At 71.1% G+C, this 15,260-nt stretch carries 6 protein-coding genes; 4 read left to right on the plus strand and 2 right to left on the minus strand.

What is annotated here, in order from left to right; all coding sequences use genetic code 11:
- The first annotated feature begins 326 nt into the window (after positions 1 to 326).
- The 4 genes from ACZ3TI_RS23070 to drmB are packed head-to-tail and all read left to right on the plus strand — an operon-like array spanning position 327 to position 12,113.
- Entirely contained in the window at positions 327 to 5,090 is a 4,764-nt protein-coding gene (locus ACZ3TI_RS23070) for a DEAD/DEAH box helicase (RefSeq protein ID WP_465729028.1), read from the plus strand.
- Positions 5,087 to 7,003: a UvrD-helicase domain-containing protein gene (locus ACZ3TI_RS23075; RefSeq protein ID WP_465729030.1), complete on the plus strand. Its 1,917-nt coding sequence runs from the start codon at positions 5,087 to 5,089 to the stop codon at positions 7,001 to 7,003. The genes ACZ3TI_RS23070 and ACZ3TI_RS23075 overlap by 4 nt, the downstream gene beginning before the upstream one ends.
- Entirely contained in the window at positions 7,000 to 10,257 is a 3,258-nt protein-coding gene (locus ACZ3TI_RS23080) for a helicase-related protein (RefSeq protein WP_465729032.1), read from the plus strand. The genes ACZ3TI_RS23075 and ACZ3TI_RS23080 overlap by 4 nt, the downstream gene beginning before the upstream one ends.
- Positions 10,254 to 12,113, plus strand: a complete 1,860-nt coding sequence (drmB, locus tag ACZ3TI_RS23085; RefSeq protein ID WP_465729034.1) for a DrmB family protein — start codon at positions 10,254 to 10,256, stop codon at positions 12,111 to 12,113. Before ACZ3TI_RS23080 ends, drmB begins: the two co-directional genes overlap by 4 nt.
- Positions 12,114 to 12,190: 77 nt before the next feature.
- Here drmB and ACZ3TI_RS23090 read toward each other — a convergent pair whose 3' ends face one another.
- Both ACZ3TI_RS23090 and ACZ3TI_RS23095 read right to left on the minus strand, forming a co-directional pair.
- Entirely contained in the window at positions 12,191 to 13,204 is a 1,014-nt protein-coding gene (locus ACZ3TI_RS23090; RefSeq protein WP_465729036.1) for a DNA cytosine methyltransferase, read from the minus strand.
- Between the two features lie 171 nt (positions 13,205 to 13,375).
- Entirely contained in the window at positions 13,376 to 14,701 is a 1,326-nt protein-coding gene (locus ACZ3TI_RS23095; protein ID WP_465729038.1) for an inositol-3-phosphate synthase, read from the minus strand.
- Between the last annotated feature and the right edge of the window lie 559 nt (positions 14,702 to 15,260).

The raw sequence follows: 15,260 nt of genomic DNA on the forward strand, positions 1-15,260 counted from the left end.
GGCAGTGCGGTTCGATCTTATGCGGGCTTTCCACCGCTTCCCGTTGCGCGAACGCCGGGAGGCGTGATTGACTCCTCGTCAGCTTCATCCGGCAGTGGCCGAGAGCATGTCAAGGCACGTTCCATTCGCCTTTCTCGAATCCTTCATGGATTTTCCCGGCTCATTCCCTCGCACCACCTCGCACCATTCCATCGTGCACCTCTCCACGAAGTGAAAGCGCAGGTACCTCGGTGTCCCCGCAGAATTCCGCGATCCACCGCAGCTGACGGCGCCGCCGTCTCCCGAGTCGTCCGCTCCTCCCTCCCGCACCCGAAGTGGAACCATTCGTGGCCGATCCGCAGTCCCCGGTGATCCGTACCGTCGTCGAACAGTCCCTCCGCGTCCTGGAGACCTACGGTATCGACCCGGGTCTGATCCCCGAACACGCCAACGGCGAACGTCGCATCACCCAGGGGGGATACGGCGACCGGCAGCTCTTCGAGCTCGTCCAGAACGCGGCCGACGAGCTGCGCGGTGAGCCCGGCGGCCGGATCCACGTCGTCCTCACCGGCACCCACCTGTACTGCGCGAACCAGGGCGACCCGGTGACTCCCGAGGGCGCCGAGACCATCCTGCGCATGAGTATGTCCCGCAAGCGCGGCGGGCAGATCGGCCGGTTCGGTGTGGGGGTGAAGTCGGTCCTGGTGGTGACCGACACACCCGAATTCTTCAGCCACGGCGGCAGTTTCGGCTTCGACCGGGCCTGGTCGTACGAGCTGATCCGCAACGTCCCCGGTGTGCGCGAGCGGCTCGGCGACGGCTTCGAGGCGCCCGTGCTGCGGATGGCCCGCGAGCTGGACATGGCGGCCGAGCGCCTCCGGGACCGGGTGCTGGACGAACTGCTGGAGTGGGCCACGACGGTGGTCCGCCTGCCGCTGCTCCCCGGCGCCGCGGACCGGCTGGGCAAGGACATGCACGGCCACCAGGGCATGGCCGGGCACGACACCCGCGAGGAGTTCCCCTCCGGCTTCCACCTGTTCTCCCCGCACGTGGGCCAGGTGGTCCTGGAGGACCGCCGGCCCCGCCCGATCGTGCGCCGCTCCCTCCGGTCCGAGCGGGACGGCAACCTGCACACGATCCAGGAGGAGCGCGTCGGCAAGGCGTCGGCGACCTCTCAGTGGCGGGTCTTTTCTGTCGCCCACGAGCCGACCGAGGCCGCCCGCCGCGACGCCGGTGAGCTGCACGACCGGGTCTCCATCGACGTGGCCTGGGCGGTTCCGGCCTACCGCGCCGACGAGAAGACCGGTGTGTTCAGCGCGGCCGACGCCCGAGGCCGCGGCAGGTTCTGGTCCTTCTTCCCGACCAAGTACGAGATGACCCTCAGCGGCATCCTGAACGGTGCCTGGAAGACCAACGAGGACCGCCAGAACCTGCTCGACTCCTCGCCGTTCAACGTCGAGATGATCCGGGTCGCGGCCAGGCTGGTGGTCGAGTCGCTGCCCGAGCTCGCCCCGGCGGAGGACCCCGGCGCCTACCTCCCGCTGCTGCCCGGTCGCAGCAAGGGCGTGGAGACCATCAGTTGGGCCGACCGCCTGCTCACCGAGCAGATCTGGGCCGCCGCCGCAGTGTGCCCGTCGCTGCCGGACCAGGACGGCGTGCTGCGCACGCCCCGTGACCTGAACATCCATCCGGACCTGGGGAAGGACGGCACCGCGGTCAACCGCTGGCTTCGGACCTGGCACGCGTACGCCGGCCGCCCCCGGGACTGGGTGCACCCCTCGGTCGAGGTCACGGACCTGCGGGCGGGCAAGGTCCAGCACATCCTGGCCGCCGCCGGGCGGCAGCGTGCCTCGGTCGTCGCGTGGCTGGAGGCGCTGGTGTCCGACGGCACGGCGGAGGCCTCGGCGGCTGCCATCCGGATCGTCGCCGACATGATCGTTTGGAACGCCGCCTGTGCTGCCGAGGCCCGCAAGGCCAGGATCGTGCTCACCGAGGAGCACGGGCTGGTTGCCCCGCTGGGCAGCGTGGTGTACCGGCGCACCGAGGAGGACGGCCTGCGGGAGTCGCTGGTCTACGTCGACCGCGCCCTGTCCGACGACCTGTCGCTCTCCTCCGCCCTCACCACCCTCGGCATCCAGGAGGCCGACGTCCGGGGACGCTTCGTGAGCGTCCTCGACCAGGGCTTCGACTCCTACGGCACGCAGGAGTGGACCCGCTTCTGGGAGCTCTTCCACCGGGCGGGTGCGTCGTTGGTGGGCCACGAGGTGACCACGCGGGTGCCGGCGCCGGCAGACGCCCTGATGGTGCGGACCGAGGACGGCCGCTTCCACCTCGTGCGCGACTGCATGCTGCCCGGCCCCGTCGTCACCGCGGAGAGCGACCCCGGGATCGCCGTGGACATGCGCTTCCACTCCGACGACACGGGCTTCTTCCGCGAGTTGGGCCTGAGGGACCGCCCGACCCCCGGTCACCGGCCGGAGGACGAGCCCTGGTTCGAGGAGTACCGGGAGGCGATGCACAAGGCGTACTGCCGCAAGCTCGACGACCGGGCGAGCCGGCCCACCCTCGCCAGGACCAGGATCGACGGCTCTCCCGTCGGGGGGCCGCTGCACCTGCTGCCCCGGCTATCGGAGGAGGCCCGCGCGGCCTTCCTCCAGGCCCTGCCCGAGGACGCGCTGGTCGAGAGCTGGACGCTGCAGATCGGGGCGCAGGCCAACACGCGCCAGTCCGTGTCGTCCCCGATCCGCTGGATGCTCACCCGGCACGGTCGGGTGCGGACCTCCCAGGGCCTCAAGCTCCTCAAGGAAGCCGTGGGGCCCCAGCTCGACGCGTACCGTGACGTGCTCCCGGTGGCGTCGGTCAGTACGGAGAAGGCGCGCAAGCTGGGACTCGCGGGCAACGTCGAGAAGGTCCGCCCGCAGCAGTGGGAGCAGCTCCTGGAGAAGCTGCAGGAGAGCGAGGACGACGCGTTCGTCGGCTCCACCTACGCCCTGCTGACCAGGCTGGAGATCGACTTCCCCGAGGACTCGCTGACGCGCTGCCGGGTCGGCGGCGCCTGGGACACCCGGGAGGACGGCGAGATCGCCGTGGCCGCGGACCCGGAGGAGTACCGCTCGCTGCAGGCCGAACGGGTGCCCGCGCTGCTGATGCCGGACCGGGAGTCCGCCGACCTCATGGTCGAGCGGTGGGGCATGCTGCGCCACGACGACGTCGTCAGCCGGGAGACCCGGCACGAGTCGAGTGTGGAGCCGGTCCCGCTGGTCGAGGAGTTCCCGACGCTGCGCCAGAGGATGGGCAGCTCCGTCGCCACCTACTCCCTCCTGCGCTGTTCCACCTTGGAGGAGGTCGTCCGCACCCCGCACGGCGCGCGGGCGAAGTCCCTGGAGAGCGCCCGCCAGGGCAATGTGATCAAGGTTCTGGACTCGCTGGACCGGCTCGGCACGCTCCGGGCCGTGGACCGTGAGCTGGGTCAGCGGATGGGAGAGGCCGGCTGCCGGGCGGTCCTGGACGCCCAGGACCGCCAGGAGCAGGACGAGAAGGTGCGGTCCGCGGTGAAGGCGATCCGCGAGGCCTCGGACGTGACGGCCAAGCTGGAGCTGCTGATCGGCGCGGAGTCCCTGCGCGACCGGCTCCCCGCCGGGCTGATGGACGCCGAGCGCCAGGAGTTGGACGGGCAGGAGCCCACCGGCCGTCGGATCGCCCAGATGGCGTTCAACGCGCACGGCGACGCCGTGCTCAAGACCCACGCGCGTGACATCCAGGAGCGCTTCCCGAACGCCCCGTCGTCCTACACCGGGACCTCGGCGGCGGTGTCCTTCGTCGCCGAACTAGGCCTGCCCGCGCCCTTCGCCGGCTACCGCGCCCCGACCCTCGAACAGAGCCTGACCGTGGAGGGCCCCCGGGACTTCCCCCGCCTGCACGAGTACCAGGAGCGACTCGCCCTCAACATCTTCGAGATGTTGGACCGGTTCACCCCGCAACGCGCCATGTTGTCGCTGCCCACCGGCGCCGGCAAGACGCGGGTGACCGCCGAGGCGGTCATCCGCTGGGTCAAGCAGATCGGCACTCTCAAGGGCCCGATCCTGTGGATCGCCCAGACCGAGGAGCTGTGCGAACAGGCCGTACAGAGCTGGCAGTTCGTCTGGAGCAGGGCGGGCGCGCAGGACCGGCTGACGATCAACCGGCTGTGGACCTCGAACGAGGCGGCCCCGGTCACCGACGGGCCGCAGCTCGTCGTGGCCACCGACGCCAAACTGCGGGTGTGCCTGGACACCGACCGGTACGCCTGGCTGCGGGAGGCCACGCTGGTCGTGGTCGACGAGGCGCACGTGGCGACCAGCCCCAGCTACACCGAGATCCTCAGCCTTCTCGGCCTGACCCAGCACCGGACCGAGCGGCATCTGCTCGGCCTCACCGCCACCCCGTTCCGCCCCGACGTGGATGAGACCCGCCGTCTGGTCAACAGGTTCGGCGCGCGCCGCCTGGACGAGGGCGTCTTCCCCTCCGGCAACGCCTACGGACACCTCCAGGAACTGGGCGTGCTGGCGCGGGTCGAGCACAAGGAACTGACCGGCGGCACCATCGAGTTGTCCCGCCAGGAGCGGGAGAGCGCCGAGCAGTTCAGTCTGCTGTCCAAGGCCGCCGAACAGCGCCTCGCCGACGACCACGACCGCAGCCGTCGCATCGTCGCGGAGATCGCGGCGATGGACGGAAACTGGCCGGTGCTGGTGTTCGCGACCTCGGTGGAACACGCCAAGTACCTGGCGGCCCGACTGAAGGACCACGGGATCTCCGCGTCCTCGGTGGACTCCACCACCTCCGACAACGACCGCCGGGCCAGGATCCGGGAGTTCCGCGACGGCAGGGTTCGGGTGCTCACCAACTACGGCGTCCTCACCCAGGGTTTCGACGCCCCGGCCACCCGCGCGGTGGTCGTCGCCCGGCCCGTCTACAGCCCGAACGTGTACCAGCAGATGATCGGGCGCGGTCTGCGCGGCCCCCGCAACGGCGGCAAGGACACCTGCCTCATCCTCAACGTCCGGGACAACATCCGGAACTTCGACACCGCCCTCGCTTTCACCCGGTTCGAGCACCTGTGGAGCGCCCGGTGATCCTCTCCGCCGAGGACGGCCCCGTCCTCACGACCGAACAGCAGGCCGTCGTGGACCTGCCGTGGGACACCCGCCTCCTGGTCACCGCCGGGGCAGGGTCCGGCAAGACCCACACGCTGGTGCGCCGCATGGACGCGCTCATCGGTCACACCGACCCGGAGGAGGCGCTGGAAGCCTCCGAGCTGCTGGTCCTCAGCTTCTCCCGGGCCGCGGTCCGCGAGTTGCGGGACCGGATCGCCCGGCACGGTGAGCACGCGCGGCGGGTACGGGTGCAGACCTTCGACTCCTGGGCGTACTCCCTGCTGCGACAGGCGTACCCGGACGGGGATTGGTCGGCGCTCTCCTTCGACGAGCGCATCCGGGCGGCCACCGACGCGATCGAGAAGGGTGCGCTGGAGTCCCTGGAGTCCGGCCCGCCCACGCACGTGATCGTCGACGAGGTGCAGGACCTGGTGGGCGCACGCCGGGAGCTGGTGGAGTCGCTGCTCGACCGGCTCCAGGACTCCTGCGGGTTCACCCTGGTCGGCGACCCCGCCCAGGCGATCTACGACTTCCAGATCGAGGACCCGGAGGAGTACGCGGATCGCGCCGACCTCTTCCTCCGCTGGGTGCGGATCTCCTACGCCGACGACCTGGTGGAGCTGCACCTGAGCCGGAACTTCCGGGCCGTCACCCCCGAGGCGCGCGCCGCGCTCCCGCTCGGTCCCGCCGTGCAAGGCATCGGCAGCGCCACCGAGGGCGCGGACGCGGCGGCCGAACGGCTCCACGGGGAGCTGCGCGAGCTGCTGCTCGACGCCCCGGACCTGGGCCCGCTCTCGGACTCGTTCACCCTGGACTCGCTGCGGTCCTTCCCCGGTACCTGCGCGATCCTGTGCCGGGACAACCGGCAGGCCCTGGTCGTCTCGGAACTGCTGCACACCCAGGCGGTCCCGCACGCCCTGCGTCGCTCGCTGCAGGACCGACCCGTGCCGTACTGGGTCGCCGAGGTGCTGCGTCGCACCCGGGCCGCCGTACTCACCGAGGAGCGGCTGCGCGAGGTGCTCGCCGGGACACCGCTGCCCGAAGGCACCGACCTCGACCGGATCGGACGGTCCCTGCGGGTGGCGGCGCGCGGCACCGGTCGGGGCACGCTCGACGTGGCGCGGCTGCGCGCACTGGTCGCGGAGCGCCGGTTCCCCGACGAACTGGCCGATCCGGAGCCGGCCCGGCTGGTCGTGTCCACGGTGCACCGCGCCAAGGGCCTGGAGTTCGACCGGGTGGTACTGCTCACCCCGCCGACCGTGGCCGAGCTCCGGCGCCGCACCGAGGACCTCGACGTCCCCGCCGAGGCTCGCGCGCTCTACGTGGCGATGACCCGGGCACGGGAGGACCTGTACCGGATCAGCCCGCCGGACACGGCGACGGTGCTCCGGCACAAGCCGACCGGCCGCTGGTATCGCGGGGTTCCGAACCCGAGCCACCGGTGGCGCCGCGACGGTGTCGAGGTGCGGTCCGGTGACGTGGACGCCGTGGAGCCCGCCGGCGCCCCGACGGACGCTCCCGGTGCCCAGGCGTACCTGCTGGAGCGGGTACGGCCGGGGGACGCGGTGACGTTCCGGCTGCGCGACGCCCTCCCGATGGGCCCCGAGCAGAGCCCCCGGTACGCGCTGCTGCACGGGGGACGGGAGATCGGCGACGCCTCCGAGTCCTTCCGGAGCCAGCTGCACTCCGTCCTGAAGATGGGCACGACCTGGGAGGTCCGGTGGCCCGAGGAGATCACCGGGCTGCGGGTCGACTGCCTGGAGTCGGTGGCGGGCAGCCCGGCCGCCGGGACCAACGCGGGCCTGGGTGACCACGGGGTGTGGATCGCCCCACGCATCAGCGGAATCGGACGGTTCCGGCACGCCGCCGGAACCGAGGAGGAGCAGGAATGACCATCCACGCAGGGCCGCACGCCGGGCACTACGAGGTCCGTGAGGACCTGGTCGCCCGGCTCCGCCGGGAGCTGCTGGGCCCCGACTTCGACGCCTCCGTCGAGGATCGCGCCGAAGTCCTGGACCAGGACGCCCCGATCACCCGGTACCCCGTCGGTGTGCTCTACCCCCGTCCGGCGAACGCAGAGGCCGGCCTCCGTCTCCAGGAGGACGCCGCCGAGGAGGACGGTCTGGACGAGGAGCCCGTGACCGGGGCGGACAGCCTCGACGAGTCCGGGGCCGCCGTCGATCGCCCCAACACCGGCGACCGCCGCCCGTCCAGCGTCGGCCTGACCTTCGCGGTCCGCCTCGCCGAGTGCCGGGAGATCGTGGTCTCGGCCCGCGCGGCCGTGTACGAGCCGGAGGATGCCGAGGGACGCAAGGTCTCGGCCCGGCGCAGCGAGGCCCGCACCACGTCCGACCAGCGGGAACGGTGGCGGCGGGTGGAACTGGATCTGCCGGACACCACGGTCGACGTCCGGCACCCAGGCCGCGGCGCCTCGCGCGACCTGATCGACGGGACGGTGCGCCTGGAGGTGCACGTCCGCCGCCCGTCCCCGGAGACCGGCACGGTCACCGTCACGGTCACCCTGGTCAACATCCAGAAGGTGGGCGAGCGGGAACTGCAGGACGCGTTCGCCCTCTTCCAGACCGGGTTGACGGTCCGCGCCGCCGACGGGTCGAGCGCGTTCGTGGAACGCCCCGCCCCCTCGTCCGCCGTCGATCCCGAACTGGAGACCAGCCGGCTGCTGCACCGGCACGCCCCCACCTTCGCCGCCGGCCATGGCTGCGCGGCGGTGTGGGACTGGACCCCGTCCCCGATCGGCGTGACCGAGGTGGAGCCAGCGGGCGTGCCCGAGGTGCGCACCGAGTTCGTGCCCACGCACGAAGTGCTGCTCACGGATTCCAACCGGACGATCGACGCCAAGGCCCTCACCATGCTCGGCCTCGCCGAGGCCGGCGACACCGAGGTGATCGCCGCCCTGGAAGGTCTGGCCGCGGGCTACGAACGATGGATCGAACGGAAGCGGGACGAGGCCGCCGCGCTCGCCGGCACCTCGTACGAGCAGGCCGCGTCCGACCAGGTCGACGCCTGCGCCGAGGCCCTGGAGCGGATCCGGGAGGGCATCACGCTGCTGCGCGACAAGCCCGACCTGATGTGGGCGTTCCGCCTGGCCAACCGGGCGATGGCGACCCAGCGGGCGCGGGCCGCCTGGGTCAAGGACGGCCGACGTGGCGAGCCGGACCCGGCCTCCGCGTGCTGGCGCCCGTTCCAGATCGCCTTCATACTGCTGTGCCTGGCCGGGGTGGACGACCCGGAGCACCCCGACCGGGGCGTGTCCGACCTGCTGTGGTTCCCCACCGGTGGTGGCAAGACCGAGGCGTACCTGGGCCTGATCGCGTTGACCACCTTCCTGCGCCGAAAGCGGCTCGGACCGGCCGGGGGCGGCGTCACCGTCCTGATGCGCTACACGCTGCGCCTCCTGACCCTCCAGCAGTTCGAGCGTGCCGCGATCCTGATCTGCGCCATGGAGCGGATGCGCCTGGACAACCCCGAGGAGCTGGGCCACGAGGAGATCTCCATCGGTATGTGGGTGGGACGTTCCGCCACCCCGAACACCCTCGAGGTGGCCTCCCGGCAGCTCGGCGCCGCACGCTCCGGTCGTGTGCTCCAGACGGAGAACCCCGTCCAGCTGCACGCCTGCCCGTGGTGCGGGACCGCCCTCGACGCCCACCACTACGCGGTGGACGAGGAGGCCGAGCGGATGGACGTACGCTGCCCCGGCACGGACTGCGCGTTCTCCGACGGGCTGCCCGTGCACCTGGTCGACCAGGCCGTGTACGCAGCCCGACCCACCCTGGTGATCGCCACCGTCGACAAGTTCGCCTCCATGCCGTGGCGCGCGCAGACCGCCGCCCTCTTCAACCGGGACGCGCAGGACTCCACTCCTCCCCCGGAGTTGATCGTCCAGGACGAGCTGCACTTGATCTCCGGTCCCCTGGGCACCCTCACCGGCCTATACGAGACGGCCGTCGACGTGCTCGCCGACCGCCCCAAGGTGATCGCCTCCACCGCGACCATCCGCCGGGCCGCCGACCAGGGCAGGGCCCTGTTCTCCCGCGAGGTGCGGCAGTTCCCGCCCGCCGGTCTGGACGCCCGCGATTCCTGGTTCGCCGTGGAGACCCCCGCGGGCGAGAAGGCCTCCCGCCGCTACGTGGGCCTGCTCGCCCCGGGCACCAGCCAGTCCACCCTGCTGATCCGCACCTACGCCACGCTGCTCCACCGGGCGATGCGCGCCGACACCTCGGAACAGGTGCGCGACGCGTACTGGACGCTGGTCGGCTACTTCAACAGCCTGCGGCTGCTGTCCGCCGCCGAACTCCAGGTCCACGACGACGTCGTGGCCTACCTGGACCACCTCGCCGAGCGCGACGGGTGCGCGCCGCGCCCGGTGGGCAACTACTCCGAGCTGACCAGCCGGGTCGACGCCAGCGACATCCCGGCCCGTCTGAAGCAGATCGAGCGCAGGCTGACGGACGGTGACACGGCGGACGTGGTGGACGTGCTCCTCGCCACGAACATGATCGCCGTCGGTGTCGACGTGGACCGGCTCGGTCTGATGGCCGTCATGGGCCAGCCGCAGACCACCGCCGAGTACATCCAGGCCACCAGCCGGGTGGGCCGCGCCCACCCCGGTCTGGTCGCGGTGATGCTCAACGCCGGCCGTTCCCGGGACCGTTCGCACTACGAGAACTTCCAGCACTTCCACTCCGCGCTCTACCGCGAGGTCGAGTCCACCTCGGTGACGCCGTTCTCGGCCCGCGCGCGCGACCGCGGTCTGCACGCGGTGATCGTCGCCCTGGCCCGTCTCCTGATCCCGGCGGCCCGCCGGAACGAGGACGCCGGAAGGATCCACCTGTTCCGGAACGAGCTGCGGAAGACGATCCTCCCGCTGATCCTCGACCGGGTCGCGAACGTCTCCCCAGAGGAAGTCGCCCACGTCGAGGCGGCCTTCGACGAGTTCGTCGACTGGTGGTACGACGAGGCCGAGGCGCACGGCGGCCTGTACTACGAACCGAAGCGCGGACGTTCAGTCCCCTCGCTGCTCAAGCCCTACAACGACGCCCTGGAGGACGTCGAGGCGCGGGAGACCCTGTGGTCCCTCCGCGACGTCGACGCCGAGTCCGTCCTGTTCATGGAGGCATCCCGATGACCCCGCCCCCGTCCCGCCGTCGGCGCGGCACCACCGGCTCCGCCGCACCGGCCCGTACCCTGCCCCGTCGCGGCGCGGTCCGTCGGGCCCAGGCCATCACCACCTACGGCGTGGGTTCGTTGGTCGCCGTGGAGCAGGAGTCCTTCATCGTCTCGGGCATCGACGGCGCGGCGGAGCAGTGGCCGCGCGACGAGGCCCCGGTGATCCGCGAGCCCCGACTGGCCCGGGTGCTGGACGTGAAGCACTTCCGTCTCCCGCCCGCCTCCGGGGATGACAGCAGGGACGGCCTCCGGGTACGCCGCTTCCCGCTGTGGCACCACTGCCCCGAGTGCCACGCACTGGACCACGTACGGCAGTTCAACTCGCCGCCCGGGAAGAACGAGTGCGCCGAGTGCACCGAGCCCCTGGTGCCCTCGCGTTTCGTGGTCGCCTGCGAGGACGGACACATCGCCGACTTCCCGTACTGGAAGTGGCTGCACCGGGGCCGACGCGGCGAGGCCGGGTTCTGCGGCGGCCGGATGAGCCTGCACTCCTCCGGCCGCACCTCCTCGCTCCGCTCGGTGCTGCTCTCCTGCTCCTGCGGGGTTCCGGAAGTGTCCATGGAGGGGGCGTTCCGACGCGGTGTCCTCAGGGAACTGGACATCCGCTGCGAAGGCAAGCGCCCCTGGCTGAAGGACGCCCAGGACCTCCCCTGCAAGCAGCCCCCCCGTACCCTCCAGCGCGGTTCCTCCTCCGTCTGGCAGCCGGTGCTCCGCTCGGCCCTGTCCATCCCGCCGTGGAGCGACACCCGCGTGCACGCTTTGGACAAGCACTGGGACAAGCTCCGCGGCTGCTCCGACCTCGCCGAGGTCGAGATCCATCTGAAGTACATCTTCGACGGGTCCCCCTCCCCGATGAGTCCCCAGCAGGTGCTCGACCTGATCGCCGCGATGGAGGCCGAGGACTCGACCGGAGAGAACGGTCCCGACCTCGATCAGGAGAAGCGCTACCGGGCCCTGCGCGACCTGGAGTACCAGCGTCTGTGCGCCGGCAACCCGGAGGAATCCGGTCACCACACCGAGCAGTTCGTCTGCGAGCCGCCCGTCGGCAACGGGAAGCCGCTGACCGGCCTGGGCCTGCTCTCCCCGATGCTGGTGAAGAAGCTCCGGGAGGTCCGTGCCCTCAAGGCCTTCACCCGCGTCATCGATCCCGAGACCTCCTCCGAGGGACACGAGGCGCAGCTGTCCCTCGCGCCCACCGACTGGCTGCCCGCCATGGAGGTCCACGGCGAGGGGGTGTTCCTCCGGTTCGACGAGGAGAGGATCGACGCCTGGGCCGAGCTGCCCGCCGTCGCCGACCGCGTGGCGCGCATCCGGCACCGCCACCAGCGGGTGCTCACCGAGCGGGCGTCCGACCCCACCCGGGTCCCGGTCTCCCCGGCCACCCCGCGCATGGCCCTGCTGCACACCTTCGCGCACGTGATGATCAACGAGTGGAGTCTGGACTCAGGCTACCCTGCCGCATCGCTGCGCGAACGGATCTACTCGGGCGACGAGATGGCCGGCGTGTTGATCTACACGGCCACCAGCGACTCGGCCGGGAGCCTCGGTGGCCTGGTCGCCCAGGGCGAGATCGACCGGCTCGCCCAGGCCGTGCGCTCGGCCGTCCGGCGTGCCGAGTGGTGCTCCGCCGACCCGCTCTGCATCGAGACCGAGATCTCCGGCGCGGGCGGCACCAACCTGGCCGCCTGTCATGCCTGCGTGATGCTGCCGGAGACCAGCTGCGAGCACAACAACGGCCTGCTCGACCGGGCCCTGCTCGTCGGCACCCCGGAGGACCCGTCGATCGGCTTCCTCTCGCACCTGCTGACCCACTGAGCACCGTGCGGTGAACCGGGGCGGACGACACCTGCCGTGCCGTCCGCCCCCGTGTCACGCTCTGCGGGCGATTCGGATCACCACCGGTCCGGCGATGCGGGCCCGGCGTGGCCCAGCGCCGCCCGTATCGCGAGCCCGAAGGCCCGGGCCACCGGGGGCGGCGAGGCGTGGCCCACCTGCCGGTATCGATTGGTCTTTCCGCCGGCGAAGGACCAGTCCTCGGGGAAGCCCTGCAACCGGGCCGCCTGCTCGACGGTCAGCTTCACCGTCTCCGTGCCGTCCGGAGACGGGTCCCAGGGGTCGTCGGGCCCGGGGACGTCATCGCCGACGGTTCCGCCGTTGACCCGCATGCGGGCCCAGGACCGCTTCGACCCGGTCGGACCCAGATCCGGCCCCCCACGGTTCCAGGAACCTCCGACCAGGGTCGGGGCGACCTCGTCGGCCTGAGCGGCCCAGGCGTCGGCGTGCGGCCATCCGCGGCCGGCCATCGAGGCGCGCAGCGCCTGACCTACCGTCAGCGGCGGCTGGGCGTCCCGCGCCGGGGGCACGAAGTCGCGCATGGAGTGCCCCTTCAGCGCCACCAGGATCCCCTGCTTGCGGTCCTGGGGGACGCCGTGCCACATCGCGTTGACGACGAACCACTCGTACTCGTACCCGAGATGGTCGAGCTCCGCCTCGACCTGCGAGCGGATGGGTTCGTACGCGGGCTTGGCGGCCAGCTCGGAGACGTTCTCGATGAGCAGCGCACGTGGTTGCACACCGTGCAGGAGCATGACGGTCGCGTCGAGCAGTCGGAGTTCCTCGTCGCTGTCCTCGCGCCTCACTGCGGCGCTCGCCTTCACCCGGGGTAGACCTGCCGCCACGAGGTCCACGTCGTAGACCTCCCGGTGCTCCTCCGGATCGAAGTCGAGGAGGTCGGACTCCAGGACCTTCCAGTCCGGGCGGTTCAGCCGCAGCGTCTCGCAGGCCACCGGGCGGTTGTCCAGGAGCAACACCGGATCGAACCCGGCCTGCTCGAGGCCGAGCGCGAGGCCGCCCGCCCCGGCGCACACGGCGAGACAGCTCAGGCGTTCGGTTCGGGATTCTTCCATGATCACCATTTGTGCTCGTCGGGAACTCGGCGCAGGTCGACGCCCCGAGTCGTCGATGATCGCATCTCCCTTGGGCGAAGTCGATGGTCAGGGTACGCACGGATCGAGCCGGAAAGGCCGCGCCGACCGCCACTGGGGCGGTCGGCGCGGCCTGGTCGGGTGGGGCTGCGGTCAGTCCTGGTAGTACTCCATGCCCAGGTGGGTGATCTGCTCCTCGCCCATCAGCCAGCGCAGGGTGTTCTTCAGCTTGGTCTGCTGGATGAAGAGGTCGTGCTCGGGGTAGACGCTGGGGGCGTGCTGGGGGCTCTTGAAGTAGAAGGAGAGCCATTCCTGGATGCCGTTGAGGCCGGCGCGGTGGGCCAGGTCCATGAAGAGCACCAGGTCGAGTGCCAGGGGTGCGGCCAGGATCGAGTCGCGGCAGAGGAAGTTGACCTTGATCTGCATCGGGTAGCCGAGCCAACCCGAGATGTCGATGTTGTCCCAGCCCTCCTTGTTGTCGCCGCGGGGCGGGTAGTAGTTGATCCGCACCTTGTGGTGGAAGTCGCCGTAGAGCTCGGGGTAGAGGCCCGGCTGCAGGATGTGCTCCAGCACGCCCAGCTTGGTGACCTCCTTGCTGCGGAAGCTGTCCGGGTCCTCCAGCACCTCGCCGTCGCGGTTGCCGAGGATGTTGGTGGAGTACCACCCCTGGAGCCCCAGCATGCGGGCCTTCAGCATCGGCGCCAGCACGGTCTTCAGCAGGGTCTGGCCCGACTTGAAGTCCTTGCCGCTGATCGGCACGCCGGTCTCGTGGGCGAGCTCGGTGATCGCCGGGACGTCGGTGGTGAGGTTGGGCGCGCCGTTGATGAAGGGCACGCCCTCCTTGAGGGCCGCGTAGGCGTAGATCATCGAGGGCGGGACGCTCTCGTCGTTCGCGTCCAGCGCGGCCTCGAGCGCGGCGAGGGTCTCGTGGGCGGGGCCGGGCTCGATGAAGATCTCGGTGGAGGCGCACCAGATGACGACCAGCCGGTCGCAGTCGTTCGCCGCCTTGAAGTCGCGGATGTCCTTGCGGACGGCCTCGGCGAGCTCCCGCTTGGTCGAGCCGGTCTTGACGTTGTTGCTGCCGTCGAGCAGTCGCACGTAGTGCTGGTCGAAGACGGCGGGCATCGGCTCGATCGCCTTGAGCTCGGCCGCGATCGGCTCGATGTGGTTGTAGCGGTCGAGGACGCCGCAGCGCAGCGCGGACTCGTAGGCCGTATCCGAGATCGGGTCCCAGGCACCGAAGACCAACTGGTCGAGGCCGGCCAGGGGCACGAACTCGCGGATGAGCGGTGCCCGGTCCTCGGTCCGCTTGCCGAGACGGATGGTGCCCATCTGGGTGAGTGAGCCGACGGGCTCCGCGAGGCCGCGCCGGATCAGCTCGACGCCGGCGATGAAGGTCGACGCCACGGCGCCGAGGCCCACGGTCAGAACGCCCAACCGGCCGGTGGCAGGCTCGATGTGGTGCTTCGTTGTCTCCACGTTTATCCCAGTCTCCCGAGTGATGCCGCGCTGACGCACCAGCGCCGGCAAGGTCCGATCACACTGCGCCCAGACATGGCCGACTCGCGGCGCGGCACCTGCACGGCACCCGGCCACGACCCGACTCGTACGCAACCGCTCGCGCCGGTGCTCCGGTGCTCCAGTCACCGAATCGGCAGTTCATATGGCGGCGCGTCGGTCCAATGTATCGGTCCGATGTATCGGTCCGATGTATCGCCACGCTATGGGCTCGGCGAGCACCGCGCAAGTGTGAGTTCCGGCGGTAGCGGGCCAAGTCCAGGAGCCGCGAGTTGAGGTGACGCATCGTTTGCTCCAGCGGGCGGCAGGTGGCGGCCGGTCCGCGCGAGCCGCCCGCGCAGCAGGGCCCGCCCGACGGACGGGGCGGCGCGGCGGGGAGCAACTGACCGGTTCCGAGCGGGAGTTCGACGGCCCGGCCGGTCCGATCGGCGGCACCGCCGGCGGCCCCTATCTCATGCGGGCAGCGCGATCAACAAGCCACTCAGGTATGAAGATCGAGAACCCCGGCTGGAGTAGCATG

This window comes from Kitasatospora sp. NPDC023120 (assembly GCF_055560835.1).

What these genes read in the sequence shown, in the direction of transcription:
- ACZ3TI_RS23080 (WP_465729032.1), top strand. Translation starts at nt 7,000, where the DNA reads ATGACCATCCACGCAGGGCCGCACGCCGGGCACTACGAGGTCCGTGAG.
- drmB (WP_465729034.1), top strand. Translation starts at nt 10,254, where the DNA reads ATGACCCCGCCCCCGTCCCGCCGTCGGCGCGGCACCACCGGCTCCGCC.
- ACZ3TI_RS23090 (WP_465729036.1), bottom strand. Translation starts at nt 13,204, where the DNA reads ATGGAAGAATCCCGAACCGAACGCCTGAGCTGTCTCGCCGTGTGCGCC.